Raw genomic sequence first — 23,172 nt, 5'->3', positions numbered from 1 at the left:
GCGGGGCCACTCGCATGTCTAGAGGTCGTCAGCCCCTGGGCGCTCGGGCAGGTGGGCGGCGGGTCGGCCGACGTACCACTCCCAAAGCTGTCGCGTGACGGTGCTGCGATCACTGCCTGCCTGGCGCGTGGCGGCGTCGAAGTCGGCGGCGAGTTCGTCGTCGATGCCTCTGAGGACGCGCTGCTTGTGCCGGTGGCGGTGTTGTTTGCGGCGATCTTCTTCGTTGGTCATGGGGCAATCCTCTCGGGTGGCTTGCCACCGGTCAAGCGGAGGTGTCATGATGGTGGCAAGCCACCACGGTGGGAGTGACAGGCACCCACCTCCCGCTTGCCGCCTGACCAAGGAGACCGCCGTGACCCGAACCGCTCGAATCGCTCAGCTCCGCGAATCCATCGCCCGCCACATCCTCGACACCATCGGCGTCCCGGCCGACGCCCGCATCCTCCACGTCTACCGCGTCGGGCAGATCTTCATCGTCGCGTCCGAGGAACCCTCCAACCGCTGGGCCGCCTATTCGGTCGGTACATTCCGTATCCCGACCGCCGACACCACCGACCCCCTCTACGAGGAGGGGCAGGCGCCGAAGCTGTGGGGCGTTCTCGCCGGGTGGGCCGGCGACGGTGCTGACGAGGTGGACGGCATGCTCGCCGCCGCCACGGCCTACGCGCGGTCCGTTGCCTGACCCGTCAACCCACCGCCCGGCATGGGCGGAACTTGACAGAGGGTTATGACCGAAGTCATGATCTGCTCAGATAGACATACTGCGCTCTGAGGGCCTCCCACGCCGGGTGGCCCTTTCGCGTTTCTGGGGGTGGCCGTGCCTGCTCTCGTCACCGCATCCGACGCCGCTCACTACACCGGGCGACCCGTCGGCACCATTTGGCGGTGGGCGTCCGAAGGCCGCATCAGCCGCTACGGCACGGGCCGCGGAACCCGCTACGACGTGATGGAAATGACGCCGCGGACCGTCGACGCATTCACTGGTGAGGTCACTCCCGGCGAACCCCCGCCCCTACCCGACAGCGCCCCGCGCGCCGCATGACCGGGTGCTCCGGCCCTTCCCCCTGTGGCTGTTGAGCGCTCTTGGTGGCCGCCCCGTGGAGGGCTCGGGGCGGCCACCACCCACATTCCCCTGCTGCCCGCCACTGGGAGGGCGCGGGCAGCAGGCCCCTCCCACCGAAGGAGCCCGCGCCATGGCCCGTATCCAGATCCTCGAATTGCCCGAAGGTGCCGACGACAAGCGGCCCCCGTTCGTCCTGGTCGTCGACGAGTTCGAGCCCCAGCGGTACATACCGGCAGCCGGCATGGAGCCCCAGCGGAACGATCCCTTCGAAGGAGTCGCTGAAAAGATCGGCGCCCGAGCGGTCCTCGTCTTCGAGGAGACCGTCGAAATTCCCTCGAACGACGTGAGCAGCCGACTCGGCGACCAGTTCCATCTGGGCATGACCGCGTGGACCGACGGGGTGAACGAAGCCTTGGCGAAGATCCAGAGCGCCGTCGGCATACCCAAGAGCTACGGGCCCCACAGTGCGAGACCGGTGAAGCGGGAGGTCCCGGATGCCGACGTCTGATGCTGAGGGCAAGGACTGGTCTCTCGCCCGCTACGAGCGGCACCTGCCGGACACGGTGACCGATGTGGGCCCCGGTGAGGGCACCTACGCACGGCTGTTCCGGCCGGTGCACCGCGGCGCCTGGTGGACGGCGATCGAGGCGCACAAGCCCTACGTGGCGAAGTACAAGCTGAAGAGCACGAAGACCCGGGCCCGATACGACGAGATCCATGTGCAGGACGCGCGGGAAGCACCGGATCACCTGTTCCACCGGGATCTCGTCGTCTTCGGTGACGTGCTGGAGCACATGCCCCGCGAAGACGCCGTCGAGCTTCTCCACCGGGCCGAGGCCGCCGGCGCCTGGCACCTGCTCGTGTCCGTGCCCATCGTCGAATCCCCGCAAGGCGCTGTCGGCGGCAATGAATACGAACGCCACGTCCACCAGTGGCAGCCGGACGACATGGACGCCGTCCTCGCCGAGCTCGGCGGGGGAGTCGAGACCATGCGCGGACGGACACTCGGAGTCTGGTGGTGGGACCGCCGTGGCTGAACAACAGGTCGGACAGATGCTCGACGCGATCGGCGTCACCGCCGACATCGACGAAGGCGACATGGCGGTCGACGCCATCGTCATCCTCAAGATCCTGAAGGGCGACGGCAGCGTATCCCTCGTCAAAGGCCGCTCCGAATCCCTCGACTGGGTCACCGCACTCGGCATGACCACCGCCGCACAAGCCGTCGAAAACTCCGGCTACGCCCTCGCCGACGAGGACGACGAACCGTGAGCGGCGGCTGGGCCGGCTCGGATCGTGTACGCCGGCTGCCCCCCGGCTGGAAGAAGATCCGGGCCCGCGTGCTCGAACGCGACCCCGTATGCAAAATCTGCGGGGTGCGGCCCAGCTCGCACTGCGACCACATCCAGGCCAAGACCGATGACCACGCCATCGACCGGCTCCAAGGCGTGTGCGCCGAATGCCACGCACGGAAGAGCAGCGCCGAGGGCAACGAGGCCAAGGCTGCCAACCCGCCGCCCGGACGCCGACGCCCGAGCGAGCAGCACCCAGGACTCCTGTAGCCCACCACCAGCAGCCCGAGGAGTGATCCACGTGGCCAGCAAAGGCAGGGGAAGCCGAGGACGATCCAGCAGGGGCAACGCCGAGACGCTGAAGCGATATTGGGGGCAGGGGCGCGGAGCCGCCAAGATCAAATGGTATACGCCCGGCGACTTCCGGCGCTGCGAACGCCACCTCCGGAAATACCTCGGAGCCCGAGCCAAGGGGTACTGCGCCCGGCTCCACCGTGAACGAACCGGCGTATGGCCCGGCGACAAGCGAAACATCGGCCGCCGACGCTGAACCACCCATCTGTCACAGGCAGATGAGAAACTGAAGCCAAGGACCCCGGCGAGTGCGCTAACACCCCCGGGGCGTGGGCGACCTGAAGAGAGCAGGCCGACATGACCCAGACTACCCATGCCTGCCTGTACTGCGACGCCCCCATGGACAACCCGCGGCGTGTTCAATGCGGCGCCCTTGAGTGCAAGCGGCTGTACCGCAACGCACGCCAGCGTGAGTTCCAGCGGCAGTACAGAGCCGAGAACGGTCGGTACCACAGCAGGCAGTACGACAGGCCCAGAAACAAGCGTTACCAAATCACCTGCACGCAGTGTGGACGAGAAGCTACGGTCACGAAAGAGACCTCGAAGTACTGCACACACGCGTGCTTCTACGATGCTCGGTTCGGAGTAGACAGGACGCCCAAGCCCACACGTCTTCTGCGAGCGCAGAAGCGAGCAGCGAGAGCCGCACACGGAACAACAGGTGAGATTGCCTGGGTAGCAGGCCAGTGCGTTCGTTGCGGCGCATGGTTCACGCGAAGGAACTCAGGTGCAGGCGTGCGGCACTGTTCTATGCGGTGCACCAGGAGGGACGCGGCCAGTCGTCGGCGGGCCTTGGAGGCAGGTGCCACAGTAGGCGTCGTGTCCCGCTGGAGGGTGCATGAACGGGACGGTTGGACCTGTCACATATGCGGTGATCCAGTTGATCGCATTGCTAAGGCGCCAGCGCTCAACGCACCAGTTCTCGACCACGTCATACCGCTTGCTCGCGGCGGCGAGCACAGCGAGGCGAACATCAAGACAGCGCACTTCTACTGCAACAGCGTCAAGCGCGACCTCGAACATGGCTGGTCGGCTGCGGCCTGATCGCCCCTGCCTCAAGCCTGGGGCGGGAACCCGGGGGCACCGTCTCGGCTATCGGGAACGTGTACGCGCTGTCTGTCCGTACAGGTCTGGGGCCTATGGATCTTGAGTTGCGAGCGACGATAACCTGACGCCACGTCAGCAATGGGGGTGATCTTGTGGCCGGTCGTGGACCCCAGCCGAAGAACCCCAATCGTCGGGCCCGCAGCAACAAGGACCCCGTCGACCAGACCGTCCTTCGGTTCGAGTACGCCGAACCTCCGGAACTGCCGCCGCTGAGGCTGCGGGTCGAGGGCGAGCTGGTGGAGGTGCCGTGGCCTGAGCGGACGCTGGCGTGGTGGGAGATGTGGAAGGCGTCGCCGCAAGCTGAGCACTTCTCTTCGACGGACTGGGACTTCCTGCTGGACACTGCGCTGATCCATGCGCGGCTGTGGTCGGGCGAGGTGTCCGCCGCGCCGGAGCTTCGGCTGCGGGTCGCGAAGTTCGGTGCGACCCCGGAGGACCGGGCTCGTCTGCGGATGCAGTTCGCTCAGGCCGATGAAGCCGACGAGGGCAAGGGGTCGTCGGGCGACTCGGCGAAGAGCCGCTACGGGAAGCTGCGGGTGCTGAAGGCCGCGGGCGAGGACGCCAAGCCCGGGGGGTGATCCGATGCCCTGGAGGGGCCCGGAGGAGCCCGGTGAGATGCCGACGCTGGGCTGGCTGGTCCTTGATTGGATCATCGAGTATCTGGCGGCCCCGGACCGGGCGGACTATGAGCCGTTCATTCCGACTCAGGAGCAGGCGGAGTTCATCGTCCGCTACTACGAGCTGCATCCGGGTACGGGGAAGCGCCGGATACGGCGCGGGGTCCTGTCGAGGCCGCGTGGCTGGGGTAAGTCTCCGCTGCTGGCCGCCGTTGCCTGCGCGGAAGCTCTTGGCCCGGTGGTGCCTGCTGGCTGGGATGCGGATGGAGAGCCTGTCGGGCGCCCGTGGTCGGATGTGCGGACGCCGCTGGTGCAGGTGGCGGCGGTTTCCGAGGATCAGACGCAGAACACGTGGGCGCCGCTGTTGGAGATGCTCCGTGTCGGGCCGGTGATCGACGAGTATCCGGGCCTGGAGCCGCTGGACACGTTCGTGAACCTGCCACGGGGCAAGATCGACCAGGTGACGTCGTCGGCGACGTCCCGTAAAGGGAACAAGGGCGTTTTCGCCGTCTTCGATCAGACTGAGGAGTGGACGCGGTCGAACGGCGGGGTCCGGCTGGCGCAGGTCATGCGGTCGAACGCGGCGAAGATCGGTGGCACGACGCTGGAGTCTCCGAACGCTTACATCCCGGGCATGGGGTCGGTGGCCGAAGACACGGCGGCGTTCGCGAAGGCCATCGCTGACGGCCGGACGCGTGAGGACGGGCTGCTGTACGACCACCGCGAGGCCCCTCCGGAGACCGACCCAACGGACCGGGAGTCGCTCGTCGCTGGCCTCCGGTACGCCTATGGCGACAGTTCCGATCACGAGGACGGGTGCGTGCTGCACGACCCGCCGTGCGCGCCTGGCTGGTCGCCCATCGACCGTCTGGTCGGGGACTTCTGGGACACGAGCAACGACCCGCAGGTGATGCGGTCGGACTTCCTGAACCAGATCACGCACGCCACGGATTCGTGGATCTCCCAGCCGGAGTGGGCTTCTGTGGCTGCCCCGGAGACGCTGGTTCGGTCGGGTGAGGCTGTGGTGCTCGGGTTCGACGGCAGCCGGCGCCGTAGCCGTGGCGTGACGGACGCGACGGCCCTGGTGGGCTGCCGGGTCTCGGACGGGCATCTCTTCCTGCTGGGCTGCTGGGAGCAGCCGGACGGGCCCTTCGGGCAAGACTGGGAGGTCCCGACGGTGGAGGTGCTGGCGGCTGTCGATGACGCTTTCCGCGACTACAAGGTCGTCGGCATGTACGCAGACCCGGCCCGCTGGGAGGGCCACGTGGCCTCGTGGGAGGCGCGGTACGGGCGGAAGCTGAGGGTCAAGTCGAGTGGGGCGCACCCTATCGAGTGGTGGATGACGGGTGGCCGGGCGAGTCTGATCGTGCGGGCGCTGGAGAAGTTCCACGGCGCTGTCGTTGACAGCGAGCTCACCCACGACGGCTCGTCGGTGTTGACGCGGCACGTGCTGAATGCCCGCCGCAGGGAGTCGCGGTCTGGTCTCCAGATCGCTAAGGAGCATCCGGACTCTCCGCGGAAGATCGATGCTGCGGTCGCGGCTGTTCTGGCGTGGCAGTGTCGAGTCGATGCTTTGGCTAAGGGCCTCGGGAAGAAGCAGCGCGGTGGACGGGTGGTGGTGCTGCGATGACTGCCACGATCCCTGAGCTGCCTCTTCTGTCTCTGTCGCAGGATGAGCTGTCGCTCGTGACGGCGCTCCGCAACGATCTGATGCAGCACCGGTTCCGGCTGGAGCTGCTGGACAGCTACTTCAACGGCGAGCAGCTCGTCAGGGATCTCGGTATCAGTATCCCGCCGCAGCTCAAGGGGCTGCATACGGTGATCGGGTGGCCGAGGATCGGCGTGGAGGCGCTGGAGCAGCGGCTGGAGCTGGAGGCTTTCCGCTGGGCGGACGGGGCGGACGCGGAGGACCTCCGCGAAGTCGCCGAGGCCAACGACCTGTTCGACGAGTCGAGCCTCGCGCACCTGGATGCGCTGACCTACGGCCGGGAGTACATCGCGGTCGGCTCGGGGGACTGCGGGACGGACGACTGCCCACCGCTGATCACCGCCGAATCGCCGCTGGACATGACGCTGTTCTGGGACGCTCGCGCGCGGGTGGCGACGTCGGCGCTGCGGGAGTCGCGGGACTGCGAGGCGTTCGGGCTGGCGCCGGATGACCGGCTGGTGACGCTGTATCTCCCGGATCAGACGGTGCACGCGGTCGAGGCTGACGGCGGCGGCTGGGAAGTGCTCGACCGGGACATGCACAACCTCGGCGTGGTGCCGGTGGTGCGCATGGCCAATCGGCAGAGGACCGCCGATCGCGTGGGCAAGTCGGAGATCACGCCGGAGGTCATGAGCATCACGGATGCCGCGTGCCGTCGGCTGATGGGCATGGAGGTCGCGAGCGAGTTCTACGGGGCGCCCCAGCGGTACATCCTCGGCGCGTCCGAGTCGGCGTTCCAGGACGCCGAGGGCAACACCAAGTCGGCGTGGGAGACGTACATCGGGCGTGTGCTCGCACTGGAGCGCGACGAGGACGGGCAGGTGCCGACCGTCGGCCAGTTCACGGCGCACGACCCGCAGACGTACACGCGGATCATCGACCTGTACGCGCGGATTATGGCGACGCAGCTCGGGCTGCCGCCGCACTACCTGGGCTACACCACGGACAACCCCGCGTCGGCGGACGCGATCCGGTCCAGCGAGGCGCAGTTGGTGAAGCGCGCCGAGCGCCGTTGCCGCCGGTTCGGCGGGGCGTGGTCGGATGTGATGCGGCTGGCGCTGTGGGTGCGTGATGGGGAGCCGCCGGAGCGGTCGCGGCGGATCGAGTGCGTGTGGCGGGATCCGGCGACGCCGACCGTTGCGCAGCAGACCGACGCCGCAGTGAAGCTCGTCCAGGCCGGGATCTTGCCGGCGGACGGCGAGGTGGTGCTGGAGATGGCGGGCCTGTCGGAGGATCAGCGGCAGCGGGTCGCCGCTGAGCGGCGCCGCGCCCAGGGCTTGCAGATCCTCGACCGGCTGAGCCAGCTCGGCCCCGAGGACCAGCCTGACGAGGAGCCGCAGGAGGCGCCCGATGGCGGCCCGGACGGTCTCTGACCGCAGCGCTGCGTCGGAGCGGCAGCGGCGGGCCCAGCGCGGCCTCACCAGGCTGCTGACGCGCGATGTGCGTCGCCTGCGGCGGCTGATCCTGCCGCAGCGGCTGGAGTCCTCGGTGCCGGACTGGATCGAGGCGGTTCGAGCGGTCGTCGACCAGTACGCGGACGCCTCCGCTTCGCTGGCGGCGGACTACTACGACGCCGAGCGGGTGGCGGCACGGGCGACGGGCCGATTCACGGTGCCGCTCGCGCCAGCGCCACCGGCCGAGAAGACCGAGGCCGGTCTGCGGTGGGCTACGAAGGACCTGTGGCCGCGGGAGCCGGACGAGGCGACGCCGGCGCAGCTGGAGCCGCTCACGGTCCGGCTGGAGCAGGCCGAGAAGAAGGCCGAGCAGGTCGTGCAGAAGCTCGTGGTCGACCAGGCGCGGGAGACGGTGCGGGAGGCGGTCCGCCGGGATCGTGAGGCGACTGGGTGGGCTCGCACGGCGGCGCTCGGCGCGTGCGCGTTCTGCAAGATGCTCGCGGTCCGCGGCGCGGTGTATGAGCAGGACACTGCGGGCTTTCGGGCTCATGACGGCTGCCATTGTGGCGTGGTCCCGATCTTTCGTGGGCAGCGGTTCGAGCTGTCCGAGAAGGCCAAGGAGTGGGAGCGGCTGTACCGGGAGTACGCCGCCCCTTACTCCGGAGACCAGCTTGCTCGCTTCCGGCGGGCGCTGGCTGAGCACGGGCAGTCCCTGCCCGGCTGACCAACCCTGTGCCGTCCTGGTGGCGGCCCTTTCTCAGCCCCAGGAGGGCGACCGAGCCATGCCCGAAACCGAAGAGACCCCTGCCCCGGAGCAGCAGCCGGAGGGCGAGCGGGAGCCGCAGGAGACCGCCGAGCAGCAGCCCCCGGAGGGCGGCGCGACGGAGTGGGATCCGGAGACAGCTCGCAAGGAGATCGAGAAGCTCCGCCGCGAGGCTGCGAAGCACCGCACGAAGGCGAAGGAGTTGGAGCCGCTCGCGCAGAAGGCGCGGGAGGCGGAGGAGGCCCAGAAGTCGGAGGCGGAGCGCCTCACGGGCCAGCTCACGGCCGCGCAGGAACGCATCGCGGCGATCCAGCAGCGGGCGGTGCGCAGCGAGGTGAAGGCTCTCGCGGCGGTCGAGTTCGCGGACCCGGAGGACGCGCACGCGTTCCTCGACCTCGGTGGCTACGTCGATGAGGACGGCGACGTGGATACGGCGGCGATCAGCAAGGACCTGAGGGACCTGCTGAAGCGCAAGCCGCATCTCGCCAAGCCAACCGATTCCGGTCCGCGGCGTCCTGCCCCGGACCGTTCCCAGGGCTCGTCGGGCAACGGCAACAGAACCCCATCCGATCCGGCGAGCGAGTTCGCCGCAATCATGTCTGCCGCCCTGAAGGGGCGCTGAGAAAGGTAGCCTCCGATGGCTGTCGAACCGATCAAGCTGAGTGACATCAACTCGACGTTCCTCCCTCCCACCCTCACCGGGCCTGTCTTCGAGAAGTCCGTCGAGGCCTCTGCGGTCATGTCCCTGGCCAAACGCGTGCCGCTGAGCATGTCCGCGCAGACCGCCGTTCCGATCCCCCTGGACGTGCCGACGGCCGACTGGGTCGAGCAGGCAGGGCGTAAGCCGCTGAGCTCCGGGAACATCGGCGTCAAGACGATGTCCGGCAAGAAGATCGCTGTGCTCATCCCTGTTGCGATGGAGGTCGTCGATTCCAACGCTGCCGGGCTGTGGAACCAGTTGCAGCGGGACCTGCCGACTGCGTTCGCTCGTGCTTTCGACATGGCAGCGGTCCACGGCAAGACCATGAAGGGCGCCACTGGCCCCTTCCCTGACTACCTTGCAGCGACCGGTAAGTCCGTGACGCTGGGATCGACAGCCCAGGCTGCGGGCGGTATCTGGAAGGACTTCGTCGATGGCATGGAGGAGATCATCGACGACGACTGGGACTACACCGGCACGGTCGCCGATTACCGCCTGCAGCCGAAGCTGATGGGGGCAGTCGACACCACCGGGCGGGCCATCTTCATTGAGACCCGGGACCAGGGTATGGACATGGCGATGGCGGGGTCCCTGGTAGGCCACCCGCTGGCCTACTCCAAGTCGGTCTCCGGCAAGCTCCGCCGTCAGTCGACTAGCGTCGATACCGGCCTTCGGGCTGTTGGCGGGGATTGGTCACAGACTGCTTATGGCGTCGGCATGGACATCTCTGTGCGGATCTCCCGTGAGGCGACGTACATCGACGATGAGGGCAACGCCATTTCGGCGTTCCAGAACAACCTCGTCTTGCTCCTCGCCGAGGCCTACTACGGCTTCGTGCTGGGCGACAGTGAAGCGTTCGTGAAGTACGTGGCCGAGAGCGCAGGGTCCTGACGTGGGGGCGGTCCCGGCTTCCGCGCCGGGCGGGGCCGCGCCTCTGCGTATCGTGGCTCGCGTGCATGCGATGCCGCCGCGGCACAACGCTGGTGCTGAGCACATGCTGGTGAGCATGCTGCGTCCGCTGGTGGAGCGCGGGCATGACGTGCAGGTGTGGCTCAGCCGGTACACGGCCGACCGGCAGGTGTACGACTACGAGGGCGTGCGCGTGGTGCCGCTCGCTGCCCGCCTGGACTTCGGTGAAGTCGCCCGCCGCGCGCATGTGTTGGTGAGTCACCTGGAGAACGTGCCAGCAACGAGTGCGTTGGCCAGAGGGTTCGGCAGGCCGTTCGTGTCGGTCGTGCACAACACGCACCGGCCCAGCTTCCGGCATATGGCGGCCGGGCAGACGGCGCTCGCCGTGTACAACTCGCTGTGGATGCGGGCGGAAGCGGATCTGTACTTCGCGGACTACCCCGAGGCGGTGCGGCCGGAGCAGGCGCTCGTCGTCCGCCCGCCGGTGTTCGCCGCGGACTACCGGACGACGCCCGGCGACTGCATCACCCTGATCAACGGCAACAGCGACAAGGGTGGCGACCTGTTCTGGCGGATCGCCCAGCGGATGCCGCACGCCAAGTTTTTGCTGGTGAAGGGCGCCTACGGGGTGCAGGTGGGGCCACCCGAACCGGTCCCGAACCTTGAGATCATCGACCACGTTCCGGGCGATGAGATGGCCGAGCGGGTGTACTCGCGGACGCGGGTGCTGCTGATGCCGTCCCGCTACGAGTCGTGGGGCCGCACCGCGGTGGAGGCGATGGCGTCCGGTATCCCCGTCGTGGCGCATCCGACGCCGGGCCTGTGCGAAAGCTTGGGCGAGGCCGGGATCTTCGCGGATCGGGATGACCTGGATGCATGGCTGCTCACCCTGGAGCGACTGCTCCGCCCGTCGGAATGGCGGCGGGCCAGCACGCGGGCCACCGCTCGGTCCCGGGCGTTGGACCCGACTGCCGACCTGGCCGCCTGGTGCGAAACGGTCGAGACCCTGGGGAGGCGACGAAATGTTCGAAGCTCCCGACGCCACTGAGCTGGCTCTCTACCTGGGGCTGGGTGAGATCGAGGAGGCGCGGGTCGAGCTGCTGATCCGGCAGGCGGTCGCTCTCTGCGAGACGGTGGTGCGTCCGCTGCCCGAGCAGGCCACGGCTGTGGTGCTGTCGGTGGCGGGCAGGGCGTACATCAACCCCACGCAGGTCTCTTACGAGACGATCGGCCCGATGTCGGTGCAGCGTCCGACCGGTAGCGGCGGCCTGTATCTGACGAAGGCCGACAAGGCCGCGCTCAAGAGCCTGTCGGGCCGGGGTGGCGCGTTCACCGTGGACCCGACCCCGGAGACGGCGGACCCGTCGCCGACATGGCCGATCGACTCCGACGTGGGGCCAGGGCTGGAGTACGAGCCCGGTTGGGGCTGGATCTGATGCCAGCGCCGTATCCGTTCGGTGTGACGGTACGGGTTGTGCGCACCGGGGAGTCGCCGGGCAGGGACCCGCGTGGCCAGCCGCTCCCGGGGCCGGACGAGTCGTTCGACGTGCCGGGCTGTGTGGTGGCGCCGCGGGCGGAGACGCCCCCGGTGGGCGGGCCGGAGCAGACGGGGCGGGACACGGTCATCGTGGGGATCACCGTGTACGCCCCGCCGGGCACCGACGTCCGTACCACCGACCGCATCCAGGTCGACGGCGAGCGCTACGAGGACGTGCTGTTCGAGGTGACGGGCGAGCCCGGCGACTGGGGACACAGCCCGTTCACCGGCACCCGCGGCCCGGTGCAGTTCGCCGCGGACAGGGTCACCGGATAGGAGGCGGCTATGGCACGTGCACGCGTCAGGTTGAACCGTCGTGGCGTGGGTGAGCTGCTGCGGTCTCCGCAGGTGGAGGCGGACATGCTGCGCCGCGCCAACGCCATCAAGGCGACCGCGGTCGGTATGTCGCCGGTGGGGGAGGCGGCACGGGACCCGCACCCGGGCCAGTACAAGGCGTCGTGGCACACCAGCAGCACCCGCCGCGGTGGGCGCCGACGGGACCGTGCCACGGCCACGGTCTACAACACGGCCCCGCACGCCCGGTTCGTCGAGTACGGCACCGAACGCGTCCATGCCCACCACGTGCTGCTCCGTGCAGCGCAGGCCGGGGGCGGCTGATGGCCGCCGTCGGCAGCGTCGACGTGGAGCTGGAGCTGATCGGCTGGCTCCAGCAGCGCCTCGGAGACCAGGTCGTGGTGCGCGACGAACTCGACAACGAGCTGGCCAAGCAACTACCCACAGTGCAGGTGCAGCGTGTGCCCGCCGGCTCCGATGACGGGCTACGCCTCGACCGCGCCCTGGTCGACGTCGACGTATACGCCGCCACCCGCGGGGACGCCATCGCCCTGGCTGCTGCGATCCGCGGGCTGCTGCTCGCCGAGCTTCGCGGCAGCCGCACCGCGGGCGCCGTGTGGGGCCGGATTTCCTCGAATCCGCCGCCCGCGATCCGCCCCTACGAAAACACGGCTCTGCGTCGTTGCGGGGCCACCTACCAGATGTTCGTTCACCCGGTCTCCTGACCGGCCAGGCCCGCGCCGGACCTGTCACTAACCCCAGCCCGAGCTGGGGTTTTCGCATGTTGGGAGACCCCTGATGGTTCAGATCGAGCGTGCCGCGGACCTTGCGGTCGTCGGCGCAAACGGTGGCGGCTGGGTCGCGCCGACCGGCACTGCCGCGCCCACGTCGCCGCTGGAGCAGCCCGCCTCCCCGTGGGAGGCGCTGGGCGGAATCAGCGACGACGGCCTCGTCTACGGGTTCGACGAGGACAACGAGGCGTTCACCCCGTGGGGGCAGACGTCGCCGTGGCGCACTGTCGTCACCTCGTCGGTCCGCACGTTCGGCGTGACGCTGTGGGAGACGAGCAGGATCGCGGTGCAGTCGGTGATGTTCCGGCTGGACCCGTCCGAGTTGGAGCCGGACGGGGAGGGCATCACCAGCTACGCGGAGACCGCGTCCCCGGCCCCGGACCGCCGCGCCTGGTGGTTCCTCGTCATGGACGGCAGCACCGCGAAGGGCTTCTACGTCCCCCAGGGCGAGGTCAGCGACCGCAGCGACGTGACGTTCAAGCAGGACGAAATGAGCGGCTACGAGATCACGGTGACCGCCTACCCGGACGACGCCGGCAACACCGTCTACCACCTCGACTCGGTCCCGGCGACGCCTGCGACCCCCGGCTCCTGAGGGAGCCCCTGAGCTGGTGGTGGGCCGATCTCTGGCGCGGGCCCGGCCCACCACCTACCCACCCGCCCGCGCCCCGAACGGAAAGGCCCGCGCATGCCCACCACCAAGAAGGAACTCGACGCCTCCGCTAACGCCGAGGCGCAGGAAGCCGAAGCCACTGGGCACTACGTCACCGCCGAGCTCTGCGGCAAGGAGGTCGAGGTGGTGCCTGCGGGCGCATGGCGCCAGTCCGCCATGCGCATGCTCCGCGAGGGCGACTTCGACGCCTTCTTCGGGGCCGTGATGAGCCCCGACTCCTACGAGCTGTACCTGGATCTCGACCCGACCAACGACGAGATCAACGACTTCATGGAGATGATCGGCGACCGGTCAGGGGAGACCCTGGGAAAGTCCAGTGGGCGGCGTCCGTCGTCGCGGAACACGCGGAGGCGATAGAAGCCGACCTCGCGCACTACTATCCGCGGGACGCCGACCAGATCGGCGCCTACTGGCGTGACGAGATGACCCCCCGCCGCCTGGGCGTGCTGCTCCATCACCTGCCGCCCGAGTCGCACACGATGACCGCGATCCGCAACAACATGTCCGACGCTGAGCTGGACGCGCAGGCGGACCGCGGGGAGCCGGAGAAGGGCCGCTGGTCGCAGACCGAGCAGCTCCTGGCACTCCTGGCAGACCGCGTGGCGCAGCTCCAGTACACGCTGATCTGCGTCAACACCGAGAAGAAGTCCCAGCGGCCGGACGTGCCGGAACCTATCCGTCGGCCTGGCTCTCAGCCCCGCAAGAAAAAGACGGCGCCCATGTCGGACGCCGCCGCCGAGCGGCTGTTCCAGCTCATCAACGGAGGCGCCGTATAGCGCAGGAGGGAGACCTCCTGTGGCGATCAGTGTCGGCTCCGTCGAGGTCGATGTCGTACCCAACACGCGCGGCATCTACCGGCAGCTCCAGCAGGGCCTGGGGCCGTCGGCGGACCGAGCCGGGCGGGACATCGGCGCGATCCTCGGCCGGCAGATCGCTGCTGGCATTCGGGACGCGGTGCGGGACGGCGTCACCCAGGGCGGACGCACCGCCACACCTGCTGCGACCCGACAGGGATCAAGCGCGGGCGGGGCGTTCGGCCGGGCAGCACGGGCCCGCATCGAGGCAGCGTTTCGGGCTATTCCGGAGGTGCGGATCGGGGCGGACACGTCGGAGGCGGACTCCGACATTCAGGCACTGCGGGTGCGCCTGGAGACCCTGTCACGGCAGCGCATCGGCATCGATGTCGACGTGGCCACCGCCCGCGCCGAGATCGAAAACATCGAGCGGCAGCTGCGGGAGCTGGGGGCCCGGCATCCCAACCCGCAGGTCCGCGTCGACACGGGGACGGCCAGGGCGGAGCTGGCTGCGCTGCGGCAGCAGATCGACGCCACGGACCGGCGCCGCATCCACATCGACACGCGTGTCGAGACGGGCCAGGCCACTGCGGCGCTGCTTCAGCTCGGCGTGGCCATCGCCGGTGTCGCCGCTATCCCGGTCGTGCCGGTGGCCGCTGCGGGTCTCGGCTCGCTCGCCGCCGCGGCTACTGCTGCCGGGGCTGGTGTGGGCGCTCTCGCCCTCGTTGCCGCGCCGGCTATCAAGGGCATCGGGGAGGCGCTACAGGCGCAGAAGGCCGCCCAGGACGCCGCGACGACGTCCACGGCTCGCGGTGGTCAGGTGGCGGCGCAGGCCGCCAGGCAGGCCCTCACTCAGGCCAACGCGCAGCAGGCCCTCGTGGCGGCGGAGCGGAACGGTGCCCGTCAGATTGCGCAGGCCCAGCAGCAGGTTCGGCAGGCGAAGCAGGCCGCCGCGGATGTGGCTGCGCAGGCGGCGCAGCGGCAGCAGGCCGCCACCCGTGCGGTGCAGGACGCCGAGCGGGGGCTGGCCAGCGCTCAGCGGGATGCCCGGCAGGCCCAGCAGGATCTGACCGAAGCGCGCCGCGAGGCGGCCCGCGAGCTGGAGGATTTGAACGCCCGGCTGGCTGGGGCACAGCTGTCGCAGCGGGACGCCGCCCTGTCGGTGCGGGAGGCTCAGGCCGAGCTGACCCGCACCATGAAGGACGCGGGTTCCAGCGAAATCGACCGGGCGCGGGCGCAACTGGCCTACGACCAGGCGGTGCAGCGCCTCAAAGACCAGACTACGGAGACGAAGCGGCTCAAGACGGAGACCGCCGCGGCGAACAAGGCCGGGGTGTCCGGCTCGGACACGGTGCGCTCGGCGCAGCAGCGGCTCGCGCAGGCGCAGCAGCAAGTCGCGGACCGTGCCCGCGGGGTGCGGGACGCGCAGGCCGAGGCCGCCCGAGTACAGACGCAGACGGCCCGCGAGATCGCCGCCGCCCAGCAGCGGGTCGGGGAGGCCACCCGGAACGTCGCGACTGCCCAGCAGTCCGCGGCGGACGCGGTCGCCTCGGCGCAGAGGCAGATCCAGTCGGCCGAGCTGAGCGCAGCCGGCGGGGCGAACCAGGCGGCGACCGCGCAGGCCAAGTACCGGCAGGCCCTGGCCGACATGACCCCGGCCGCGCGCGGCACGTTCAACGCGTTTCTGTCGCTGCGGAAGGCGTTCACCGGCTGGTCGCGCAGCTTGCAGCCCGCGGTGATGCCCATCTTCACGCGGGCGCTGAACGGCATGAAGACCGCCCTACCTGGGCTGACACCGCTGGTCCTGGCGGCGGCCCGCGGCATCACGACGCTGCAGGACCGAGTCTCGGCTGGCTTCAAGTCGCCGTGGTGGAAGACGTTCAAGAAGGACTTGTCCGGGTCGGTCGAGCCTGCGATCGTCGGCTTGGGCGTGTCGTTCGGCCGGGTCTTCAAGGGCATGGCGGGTGTGATCCAGGCCTTCCTGCCGCACATGGATTCGATCTCGGCGAGGATGCAGGCGATCACCGGCCGGTTCGCCAACTGGGGCACCGGACTGAAGGGCAGCCCCGAGTTCGAGCGGTTCTTGGACTACGCGGCGCGGATGGGGCCGAAGCTGGCATCCACCATCGGGGACATCGCCAGCGCATTCTTCGAGGTCGCACGTGCCCTGTCGCCCTTGTCGGGGCCTGTACTTGACGTGCTCAGTGTCCTGGCGCGCGGGATCGCGTCGATCGCGAGCACGCTGCCGTGGCTGATCCAGCTCATGTACGGGGCGTTGATCGTCACACGCCTGTGGACCATCGGCCTGGCGATCTTCAACGCGGTCATGAACGCGAACCCGATCACGCTGATCGTCATCGGGATCATCGCGCTCGTCGCCGCCGTGATCTACGCGTACAAGCGATGGGGCTGGTTCCGGACCGCCGTTCAGGCCGCCTGGCGCGGCATCCAGGCCGCCGCCCTGTGGGCGTGGAACGTCGTGCTGAAGCCCACTTTCGACGCGATCATGGTCGGGGTTCGCGCCGTGGGCAGCTTCTTCACCTGGCTGTGGACCAATGCGATCGGACCCGCCCTACGCGGGGCCGCCACCGTCGTCACGTGGTGGTGGAACAACATCGTGAAGCGGTACTTCGCACTGGTGAGGGGCGCGATTCGCCTCCTCGGCAGCGTCTTCACCTGGCTGTACCGCAGCATCGTCCGGCCCGTCTTCAACGGCATCAAGAGTGTCATCCTGTGGTGGTGGCGGAACGTCGTCGTCAGGTACTTCAACCTGGTCAAGGCGGCGATCCGCACGCTTGGGTCCGTTTTCCGCTGGCTGTACAACAACATCATCAAGCCCGTTTGGAACGGCATCAAGTCCGTGATCTCTACGGTGTGGAACAAGGGCATCAAGCCTGCGTTCAACGCGCTGAAGACCGCAGTGCACAAGGTGGCGGACGCCTTCAGTAAGGCGAAGGACGGCATCGGCAAGGCGTGGGCGAAGATCAAGAGCCTGACGCGGAAGCCGATCCAGTGGGTCATCGACATCGTCTACAACAAGGGCGTCCGCGGCCTGTGGAACACAGCCGCCAAGGTGTTGCCGATCAAGAAGCTGCCGGTGTTCAAGTTCGCCACCGGTGGCGCCGTGCACGGGCCCGGCACGGCCACATCGGACTCCATCCCGGCGCGGCTGTCCCGTGGTGAGCACGTGTGGACCGCGCGTGAGGTGCAGGGCGCTGGCGGGCATCGCGCCGTCGAGGGGCTGCGGGCCGCAGCGCGTGGGGGAGCGGGTCAGGGTGGCCCGGCCCCGGCGGCTGGTGGCGTGCCCGGGTACGCGCTGGGTGGCGCGGTCGATTGGTTCAAGGGGGCGGGCGACAAGCTCGTCGGCGGGGCCAAGGCCGTTGCCGGCTCGGTGTCCAAGGGCCTGTCGAAGGTCAAAGACGCGGCCCTCGGCGGCGTGTACAAGGCCGCGAGCGCCGCATCGAAGCCGATCCGCTCGCTGATCAACACGATTCCGGGCGGCACCAAGGGCTGGGGATCTCTGGCGAAGGCCGTGCCGACGGGGATCCTCGACGAGGTGCTGTCCTCCATCAAGGGCTCGGAGACCTCCGAGCTGGGCGGGCAGGGCGTCGCACGGGCTCTGAAGTGGGCGAAGAGCCAGGCGGGGAAGCCCTACCAGTGGGGCGGCGCGGGTAATCCGTCGTGGGACTGCTCGGGGTTCATGAGCGGCATTCAGAAGGTCATCCAAGGCAAGAACCCCAAGGGCCGCCTGTGGTCGACGTTCTCGTTCTCCGGGAAGCGGGCCCCGTCCGGCTGGGAGTATCACAAGAAGAGCCCGTTCCAGATCGGCATCACGAACAACGGCAAGGGCCACACCGCGGGCACCCTGGCAGGCACGAACGTGGAGTCGCGGGGCGGTGACGGTGTCGTCGTCGGGTCCCGCGCCCGCGGCTACAAGTCGTCTCTGTTCGGCAACAACTGGTACGGCTTCAAACCCGCCATCGGCGGGGGCGGCGGCAAGTCCGTCGCCGCGGCGAAGGCCACCGCCCGGCAGATGATGGGCGAGTTCCACTTCAGCCAGAAGCAGTTCCCGGCGCTGGAGAAGCTGTGGCAGCGCGAGTCCGGCTGGCGCTGGAACGCCGACAACCCCACCTCGGACGCCTACGGAATCCCCCAGGCCCTCCCCGGCCGGAAGATGCGCTCGGCGGGCGCGGACTGGCGGACGAACCCGGCCACCCAGATCAAATGGGGGCTCGGCTACATCCGCAGCCGATACGGGTCGCCGTCTCGGGCGTGGGGCCGCTGGCAGGCCCGTAACCCGCACTGGTACGACAACGGCGGCTACCTGCCGGAGGGCCTGTCGATGGTCTACAACGGCACCGGGGCACCGGAGCCGGTCATGACAACGCAGCAGATCAACGCATTGACGGGGGCTGCTGTACGGGGCCGGGATCAGTCCGGGCTGGGAGACCTGTCGGTGGCCGTGTTTGTCGGCGATCGGGAGATCACGGATATTGCTCGGGCTGAAGTGCGGGCTGAGAACGGGCGTCTGGTGACGTCGCTGAACGCGCGGCCGGGGAGGTGACCTGTGGCGATTCCTGGGAATCTGCTGTCGGTGACGACGTCGTCGATCGAGCCGAACATCAGCGGCTGGACGTCGCGAATGAACTGCACGCTCGCGCGGGCGTCGGGCGGCCGGGTGGGTGACGGCTGCCTGAAGTTGACCTCCGTGGCGGCGGGGGAGATGCAGGCGAGAACGTTCTCGTGGCTGCCCGTGTCGAGTGGGGATCTGTATTTCACGTTCGCCGACGCGTCTGCCAGCGCCCAGCCGGAGCGGATCGGTATCCGCTGGATGGACTCGACCGGCGCCGAGATCAGCGTGACGTGGTCGCTGACGACGGCGGCCGCGTCGTCGTCGTGGCATCGCGTGTCGGTGGCGGGATACGCCCCGGTGGGTGCGGTGCACGCGCAGGTGCTGCTGTCGTCCACGGTCGCCGGGGCGGGGGTGCTCCACTACTGGGAGAACATCTACCTGGGGCCGCCGCTCCGCTACCCGGGCAACGTGCTCAGCTTCAACGCCGAGTCGGGCGGGGAGATCGACAGCACCGCGTGGGAGGCGGAGGCCAACACGAGCGTAGGCCGGATGGCGCCGGTCGCCGCCTGGGCCGCCGACTTCTACTACGCGGGAGGCCACCAAATCACGGTCACCGCCACAGCAGCCGGGGACGCGAGCGCGGTCACGGTAGAGCGCCCGCCAGTGGTGCCGGGCGTCGAATACCTGGCGTTTACCTACCTGGGCCCGCCCACCACCGGGTCGGTGACGTGGGTTGAGCTGCGGTTCTACGACGAGGCGGACGCCCAGTTGGAGGCGCACCGGGCGCCGCTCGCGGCCCCTGGGACGGGCGTGTACCGGCAGATCACCTCCGGGATCGCCCCGGCAGGCGCCGTGTCGGCGGCTCTGGCTGTGGGGATCACGGGGGCGTCGGCGGGGCAGGTACTGCGCACGGAGGGCTCGTCGATCGCGCCCCTGTACAGCACGCCGAACCCGTCGCTGCGCACCGGCAGCGTGCTGCCGATGGCCGACTGGGACTTCGAGGAGAGCGTCGGCGCGTGGACGGTCGCCTCGGGGGCGGCCACGATCGCCCGTAGCAGCCCGTGGGGCGCGCAGGCGGCGTTCGACTTCTACAGCCTCACCGTCACCAGCAGCACGGCCACGACCAGCGTGCTCCGCTCCGGCATCTACCCCATCGGCGACACAACGGGCGAAAACTGGCGGGCCGAGGTCTACACGAAGGTCGTCTCCGGCGGCTGGGACATGTCCGTGTACATGAGGTGGTTCGACGCTGAGGGGAACCTGGTCTTCACCTCCACAGTGCCGTCGCTTCCTGCTGGCACGCCCGGATGGTGGTGGCGCAGTGCCGACGACCCGGCTCCGGCAGGCGCCACCCAGGCGCAGATCGAAGTGGAGCTGACCGCAACAGCAGCGGGCGCCGTTCTTCAGATCGACCGGCCCGCCCTGTGGCAGACACTCCCACTCACGGCGACCAGCGCCGACAGCAAGTCCGCCTCGGTGCAGCTCATCCTGCGCGAGCTCGAAGTCGGACAGCTGCTCACCGTGTGGCGGATCACCCCCGACGGGGGCCGCACCCTCGTGCGCGGCCCCGACCAGCTCTACGACGGCACCTACGTGATCCCTTCGGACAGCCTCATCATCGAGGACTACGAGGCTCCGCTCGGCGTGCCGGTCTACTACCGCATCGAGAGGGTATGGCCGGGCAGCAGCGAGAAGAGCACCCGCATCACTGACCCGCCGATCACCCTCGACCCAGGCGATCCGAATCTCGCGTGGCTCACAGACCCGGCCCGGCCCGGTATCGGCCTCCGGGTCCTGGTTAAGCAGGCGCCCGAGTGGCAGCAAGCCATCGAACAGACCGCCTACCGGATTCGCGGCAGGGCCACACCCGTCGTCATCGGCGACGTCCGCGGGAGCCGCGAGGGTGACCTCGTGTGCTGGACCACCAGCGACGAGCAGCGGGAGGCGCTCCGGTTCCTCCTGGCCACCGGGAACGTGCTCCTGTGGCGGTGCGCCCCGGGCATGGGCGAACCCGACGTGTACGTCAGCGTCGGCGAGATCCAGTACCCGCGGATCGTCACCTACGCCCGCGAGCAGTGGCGCGAATGGACACTGCCGTTCACCGAGGTGGACATGCCCACAGGCGGGCAGGTCGGCACCGCCGGCTGGACCGTGTACGACGTCCGCCTCGAATACGCCACCGGATACGACGTCCTCGACCGGTACGAGACCGTGTTCGACCTGGCCATCGACAGGAGGACGTGACGTGTACCCGCCCCCGTCCCGCCTGTTCCTGCCGACCCTCGTCGAGTCACACACCCCAGTCACCGTCGTCCAACTCCACAAGACGGACGGCACCGTCGGCCCACTGGAGCACACCGCGGGGTCGGTGACGGTCGACAGGTCGCAGGCCGTGCGGCGCACCGCCAACGTCACCATCCTCGACACCAGCTTCATCCCCCGCACACCCACCGCTCAGCTCGCCATCTACGGCTCCCGACTCCGCATCCAGCGGGGCATCCGGTACGGAGACGGGCACGTCGAGCTGGTGCCCGTCTTCTGGGGGAGGGTCGACGCCGTCGAAGGTGACCCCGACATCGGCCCCGTCGACATCAAAGCATCGGGCCTCGAGGCAGTCGTGGCCGACGACAAGTTCGTCGAGGCGTACTCCACCCGCGGCGGCGTCACCGCCGTCACCGCAATCACCGGGCTCATCCAGGCCGCCATCCCCGGCGCCGTCATCGTCGCCTTCGCGACGGACCAGGTCATCGGTGTGCGCACCTGGGACGCCGAGGGCGACCGGTGGGCGGCGGTGCAGGAGTGCGCGACCGCGATCGGCGCCGAATGCTACGCCGACGCCGACGGCGTGTTCGTCATCGCCGAGCTCCCCGACATGCTGACCGCGCCCATCTCGTGGCAGGTCGACGCCGGCGACCGTGGCGCCCTCGTCTCCGCCACCCGCGGCTACAGCCGCGACGGGATCTACAACTGGGTGACCGCCCGCGGGGAGAACACCGAAGAGGACACGCCTCCCGTCTCTGCCTACGCCGCTGACGAGGACCCGACCAGCCCGACCTACGTGTACGGGGCGTTCGGCCGCGTCCCGACGTTCTACAGCTCGGCGACGCTCACCACGACGACCCTGGCGCAGGCCGCCGCCAACAAGCTCCTCCGCGACAGCCTCAAGCCCAACGCCACCGCGGACCTGTCCAGCGTCCCCAACCCGTGCCTGGAGCCGGGCGACATCCTCCGCGTCACCTACGGCTCCGGAGACCGCGACCTCCTCCAAGTCGAGAGCTTCTCCCTCGACCTGGTCGGCGGCGACTTCACCGTGCAATGCATCGGCGGACGGGAGGACGCATGAGCACCCCTGCCAGCCCCCAGCAACTCGCCGCAGCCATCCGCGGAGCCGCCGTCACCGCAGGTGAAACCGCCCCCGTCGTCCGGGGCGCAGACTGGCGCCTCGCCACCGTCACCGCCGTCAACAGCAACGGCACCGTCGACTGCGGCGAGATCCGCGCCCGCCGCCTGCCCAGCTACCCGGCCCCGGCGACCGGCGACGTCATCGTCGTCACCCGCTCCAGCTCCGGAAACTGGGCCGCAGCCGGGCGCCTGGAGAGCAGCGGCGCAGGCTGGACCAGCCTCACGCTCGCATCCGGCTACGTGTGGCCGGGGCACGGATACAGCCCGGCCTACCTGGTGCAGGGCCGCCAGGTGACATTCCGCGGCCGGGTCGGGCCGTCGTCCGGCACCATCGCCAACGGCGCCACGATCGCCACCATCCCTGCCGCTATCCGCCCGCCGGCAGGTGTCGAGGCAGGGTTCGCGGTCGCCCGGGATTCCGGCGTCAACCCAGCCGTGATCCGAGCCGAGATCACGGACACGGGCACCTTGCGTATCTACGAAACCGCGAGTCAACCCTCCTGGATCGCGCTCGACGGCATCAGCTACTGGACCATCTAGGAGGCCCTGTGCCCACCGACGACTACGGCCAGGGCGTGCCCTGGCTCGACAACGGCGACAAGCCCGACGTGCGGGCCGGCACGAAGGGGCTCGCTGACGCCCTCACCCCGCGGTCCGTGATGCGGTTCGCGACCGCCGCCGAGCGCAACGCCACCGTCACCTCTCCGGTTGCCGGGATGGTCGCCCACCTCGCGGCTGAGAAACTTTTCACCGGCTACGACGGCACCGCCTGGGTGGTCCTCGCCGCGGGCTCCTCCCAGTGGACGACGATCAGCCTCGCGTCCGGCTACACCCACGACGGCAACGCGAACGGCAACGTGCAGTACCGGCTGGTCAACTTCTTCGGGGAGATCTCCCTGATGTTCCGGGGCGGGGTCGGCATCACCTACAGCGGCGGCGAAACCGGCACCCCCTTCAACAACAGCCAGATCAACAGCAGCCCGCTGCCAACGAACGCGCGGCCGTCGACCAAGCGGACCATCACCTGCGCCTGCTCCGTGCAGCGCACCACCCTCTCCAGCGTGAAGCTCGACATCAACCCCGAGGGCACGCTCGTCCTGATCGGCATCGGCGCCACGGACGAGAACCCGCCCTGGGTCAGCCTCAACGGCACGTTCTGCTCCCTCTGACCTGCGCCAACCCAGCAGCCCCGCCGATTCGG

At 69.2% G+C, this 23,172-nt stretch carries 27 protein-coding genes; 26 read left to right on the top strand and 1 reads right to left on the bottom strand.

Annotated elements, in window-relative coordinates; genetic code table 11:
• Positions 1 to 18: 18 nt before the first annotated feature.
• A complete protein-coding gene (locus DQ392_RS08640; RefSeq protein WP_114014931.1) occupies positions 19 to 231 on the bottom strand; it encodes a hypothetical protein in 213 nt (70 codons plus the stop codon).
• Between the two features lie 121 nt (positions 232 to 352).
• On the opposite strand from DQ392_RS08640, the gene DQ392_RS08635 reads away from it, so the two are divergent.
• From DQ392_RS08635 to DQ392_RS08505, 26 genes are all read left to right on the top strand, one after another.
• Entirely contained in the window at positions 353 to 682 is a 330-nt protein-coding gene (locus tag DQ392_RS08635) for a hypothetical protein (protein ID WP_114014930.1), read from the top strand.
• Positions 683 to 811: 129 nt separating this feature from the next.
• On the top strand, positions 812 to 1,042 hold the full coding sequence (locus DQ392_RS36380; protein WP_114014929.1) for a helix-turn-helix domain-containing protein: 231 nt from the start codon (positions 812 to 814) through the stop codon (positions 1,040 to 1,042).
• Between the two features lie 151 nt (positions 1,043 to 1,193).
• Positions 1,194 to 1,571, top strand: a complete 378-nt coding sequence (locus DQ392_RS08625) for a hypothetical protein (RefSeq protein ID WP_114014928.1) — start codon at positions 1,194 to 1,196, stop codon at positions 1,569 to 1,571.
• On the top strand, positions 1,558 to 2,100 hold the full coding sequence (locus tag DQ392_RS08620) for a class I SAM-dependent methyltransferase (protein WP_114014927.1): 543 nt from the start codon (positions 1,558 to 1,560) through the stop codon (positions 2,098 to 2,100). Before DQ392_RS08625 ends, DQ392_RS08620 begins: the two co-directional genes overlap by 14 nt.
• Positions 2,093 to 2,335: a hypothetical protein gene (locus tag DQ392_RS08615; RefSeq protein ID WP_114014926.1), complete on the top strand. Its 243-nt coding sequence runs from the start codon at positions 2,093 to 2,095 to the stop codon at positions 2,333 to 2,335. The genes DQ392_RS08620 and DQ392_RS08615 overlap by 8 nt, the downstream gene beginning before the upstream one ends.
• Entirely contained in the window at positions 2,332 to 2,625 is a 294-nt protein-coding gene (locus DQ392_RS08610; RefSeq protein ID WP_114014925.1) for an HNH endonuclease signature motif containing protein, read from the top strand. Before DQ392_RS08615 ends, DQ392_RS08610 begins: the two co-directional genes overlap by 4 nt.
• Before the next feature lie 381 nt (positions 2,626 to 3,006).
• Positions 3,007 to 3,753 (top strand): HNH endonuclease, encoded by a 747-nt coding sequence (locus DQ392_RS36155; protein WP_114014923.1) that lies wholly within the window; start codon positions 3,007 to 3,009, stop codon positions 3,751 to 3,753.
• A gap of 155 nt (positions 3,754 to 3,908) precedes the next feature.
• The gene (locus DQ392_RS08595; RefSeq protein WP_114014922.1) at positions 3,909 to 4,394 is read left to right on the top strand and encodes a phage terminase small subunit; all 486 of its coding nucleotides are present in this window, start codon (positions 3,909 to 3,911) and stop codon (positions 4,392 to 4,394) included.
• Between the two features lie 37 nt (positions 4,395 to 4,431).
• Positions 4,432 to 6,063 (top strand): terminase, encoded by a 1,632-nt coding sequence (locus DQ392_RS08590; protein ID WP_245981269.1) that lies wholly within the window; start codon positions 4,432 to 4,434, stop codon positions 6,061 to 6,063.
• On the top strand, positions 6,060 to 7,514 hold the full coding sequence (locus DQ392_RS08585; RefSeq protein ID WP_114014920.1) for a phage portal protein: 1,455 nt from the start codon (positions 6,060 to 6,062) through the stop codon (positions 7,512 to 7,514). The genes DQ392_RS08590 and DQ392_RS08585 overlap by 4 nt, the downstream gene beginning before the upstream one ends.
• Positions 7,492 to 8,259, top strand: coding sequence for a VG15 protein (locus tag DQ392_RS08580; RefSeq protein ID WP_114014919.1), 768 nt, complete (start codon positions 7,492 to 7,494; stop codon positions 8,257 to 8,259). The genes DQ392_RS08585 and DQ392_RS08580 overlap by 23 nt, the downstream gene beginning before the upstream one ends.
• Before the next feature lie 58 nt (positions 8,260 to 8,317).
• Positions 8,318 to 8,920 carry a hypothetical protein gene (locus tag DQ392_RS08575; RefSeq protein ID WP_114014918.1) on the top strand — a complete coding sequence of 201 codons (603 nt, stop codon included), beginning with the start codon at positions 8,318 to 8,320 and terminating at the stop codon, positions 8,918 to 8,920.
• Positions 8,921 to 8,935: 15 nt separating this feature from the next.
• Positions 8,936 to 9,889, top strand: coding sequence for a phage major capsid protein (locus DQ392_RS08570; RefSeq protein WP_114014917.1), 954 nt, complete (start codon positions 8,936 to 8,938; stop codon positions 9,887 to 9,889).
• A gap of 70 nt (positions 9,890 to 9,959) precedes the next feature.
• Positions 9,960 to 10,955 carry a glycosyltransferase family 4 protein gene (locus tag DQ392_RS08565; protein WP_114015015.1) on the top strand — a complete coding sequence of 332 codons (996 nt, stop codon included), beginning with the start codon at positions 9,960 to 9,962 and terminating at the stop codon, positions 10,953 to 10,955.
• Positions 10,930 to 11,343: a hypothetical protein gene (locus tag DQ392_RS08560; RefSeq protein WP_114014916.1), complete on the top strand. Its 414-nt coding sequence runs from the start codon at positions 10,930 to 10,932 to the stop codon at positions 11,341 to 11,343. The genes DQ392_RS08565 and DQ392_RS08560 overlap by 26 nt, the downstream gene beginning before the upstream one ends.
• 38 nt (positions 11,344 to 11,381) lie before the next feature.
• Positions 11,382 to 11,720 (top strand): hypothetical protein, encoded by a 339-nt coding sequence (locus tag DQ392_RS08555; protein ID WP_245981268.1) that lies wholly within the window; start codon positions 11,382 to 11,384, stop codon positions 11,718 to 11,720.
• Between the two features lie 9 nt (positions 11,721 to 11,729).
• Positions 11,730 to 12,062 carry an HK97 gp10 family phage protein gene (locus DQ392_RS08550; protein ID WP_114014914.1) on the top strand — a complete coding sequence of 111 codons (333 nt, stop codon included), beginning with the start codon at positions 11,730 to 11,732 and terminating at the stop codon, positions 12,060 to 12,062.
• Positions 12,062 to 12,463, top strand: a complete 402-nt coding sequence (locus DQ392_RS08545) for a phage tail termination protein (protein ID WP_114014913.1) — start codon at positions 12,062 to 12,064, stop codon at positions 12,461 to 12,463. Before DQ392_RS08550 ends, DQ392_RS08545 begins: the two co-directional genes overlap by 1 nt.
• 73 nt (positions 12,464 to 12,536) lie before the next feature.
• Positions 12,537 to 13,124, top strand: coding sequence for a phage tail tube protein (locus tag DQ392_RS08540; protein WP_114014912.1), 588 nt, complete (start codon positions 12,537 to 12,539; stop codon positions 13,122 to 13,124).
• Positions 13,125 to 13,217: 93 nt separating this feature from the next.
• Positions 13,218 to 13,559, top strand: a complete 342-nt coding sequence (locus DQ392_RS08535) for a hypothetical protein (RefSeq protein WP_114014911.1) — start codon at positions 13,218 to 13,220, stop codon at positions 13,557 to 13,559.
• A 65-nt stretch (positions 13,560 to 13,624) separates the two neighbouring features.
• Positions 13,625 to 13,978, top strand: a complete 354-nt coding sequence (locus DQ392_RS08530) for a hypothetical protein (protein WP_245981267.1) — start codon at positions 13,625 to 13,627, stop codon at positions 13,976 to 13,978.
• Between the two features lie 19 nt (positions 13,979 to 13,997).
• Positions 13,998 to 18,560, top strand: a complete 4,563-nt coding sequence (locus tag DQ392_RS35790; RefSeq protein WP_114014910.1) for an aggregation-promoting factor C-terminal-like domain-containing protein — start codon at positions 13,998 to 14,000, stop codon at positions 18,558 to 18,560.
• A gap of 3 nt (positions 18,561 to 18,563) precedes the next feature.
• Positions 18,564 to 20,813 (top strand): hypothetical protein, encoded by a 2,250-nt coding sequence (locus DQ392_RS08520; protein WP_114014909.1) that lies wholly within the window; start codon positions 18,564 to 18,566, stop codon positions 20,811 to 20,813.
• A gap of 1 nt (position 20,814) precedes the next feature.
• Entirely contained in the window at positions 20,815 to 21,912 is a 1,098-nt protein-coding gene (locus DQ392_RS08515; protein WP_114014908.1) for a DUF5047 domain-containing protein, read from the top strand.
• Positions 21,909 to 22,511: a hypothetical protein gene (locus DQ392_RS34360; protein WP_181856331.1), complete on the top strand. Its 603-nt coding sequence runs from the start codon at positions 21,909 to 21,911 to the stop codon at positions 22,509 to 22,511. Before DQ392_RS08515 ends, DQ392_RS34360 begins: the two co-directional genes overlap by 4 nt.
• An 8-nt stretch (positions 22,512 to 22,519) precedes the next feature.
• On the top strand, positions 22,520 to 23,140 hold the full coding sequence (locus tag DQ392_RS08505) for a hypothetical protein (protein WP_114014907.1): 621 nt from the start codon (positions 22,520 to 22,522) through the stop codon (positions 23,138 to 23,140).
• Positions 23,141 to 23,172 lie beyond the last annotated feature (32 nt).

The organism is Streptomyces reniochalinae (assembly GCF_003323735.1).
Classification (GTDB): Bacteria; Actinomycetota; Actinomycetes; order Streptomycetales; family Streptomycetaceae; genus Streptomyces; species Streptomyces reniochalinae.
This window is presented reverse-complemented; position numbering and strand designations above follow the sequence as displayed.

Bases quoted from the DNA above. Each gene is read 5' to 3' on its own strand.
- DQ392_RS08540 (WP_114014912.1), top strand. From the start codon at position 12,537: ATGGTTCAGATCGAGCGTGCCGCGGACCTTGCGGTCGTCGGCGCAAAC.
- DQ392_RS08550 (WP_114014914.1), top strand. From the start codon at position 11,730: ATGGCACGTGCACGCGTCAGGTTGAACCGTCGTGGCGTGGGTGAGCTG.
- DQ392_RS08575 (WP_114014918.1), top strand. From the start codon at position 8,318: ATGCCCGAAACCGAAGAGACCCCTGCCCCGGAGCAGCAGCCGGAGGGC.
- DQ392_RS34360 (WP_181856331.1), top strand. From the start codon at position 21,909: ATGAGCACCCCTGCCAGCCCCCAGCAACTCGCCGCAGCCATCCGCGGA.
- DQ392_RS08535 (WP_114014911.1), top strand. From the start codon at position 13,218: ATGCCCACCACCAAGAAGGAACTCGACGCCTCCGCTAACGCCGAGGCG.
- DQ392_RS08530 (WP_245981267.1), top strand. From the start codon at position 13,625: ATGACCCCCCGCCGCCTGGGCGTGCTGCTCCATCACCTGCCGCCCGAG.
- DQ392_RS08625 (WP_114014928.1), top strand. From the start codon at position 1,194: ATGGCCCGTATCCAGATCCTCGAATTGCCCGAAGGTGCCGACGACAAG.
- DQ392_RS36155 (WP_114014923.1), top strand. From the start codon at position 3,007: ATGACCCAGACTACCCATGCCTGCCTGTACTGCGACGCCCCCATGGAC.
- DQ392_RS08640 (WP_114014931.1), bottom strand. From the start codon at position 231: ATGACCAACGAAGAAGATCGCCGCAAACAACACCGCCACCGGCACAAG.
- DQ392_RS08560 (WP_114014916.1), top strand. From the start codon at position 10,930: ATGTTCGAAGCTCCCGACGCCACTGAGCTGGCTCTCTACCTGGGGCTG.
- DQ392_RS08580 (WP_114014919.1), top strand. From the start codon at position 7,492: ATGGCGGCCCGGACGGTCTCTGACCGCAGCGCTGCGTCGGAGCGGCAG.
- DQ392_RS08590 (WP_245981269.1), top strand. From the start codon at position 4,432: ATGCCGACGCTGGGCTGGCTGGTCCTTGATTGGATCATCGAGTATCTG.
- DQ392_RS08620 (WP_114014927.1), top strand. From the start codon at position 1,558: ATGCCGACGTCTGATGCTGAGGGCAAGGACTGGTCTCTCGCCCGCTAC.
- DQ392_RS08545 (WP_114014913.1), top strand. From the start codon at position 12,062: ATGGCCGCCGTCGGCAGCGTCGACGTGGAGCTGGAGCTGATCGGCTGG.
- DQ392_RS08570 (WP_114014917.1), top strand. From the start codon at position 8,936: ATGGCTGTCGAACCGATCAAGCTGAGTGACATCAACTCGACGTTCCTC.
- DQ392_RS08565 (WP_114015015.1), top strand. From the start codon at position 9,960: ATGCCGCCGCGGCACAACGCTGGTGCTGAGCACATGCTGGTGAGCATG.
- DQ392_RS08585 (WP_114014920.1), top strand. From the start codon at position 6,060: ATGACTGCCACGATCCCTGAGCTGCCTCTTCTGTCTCTGTCGCAGGAT.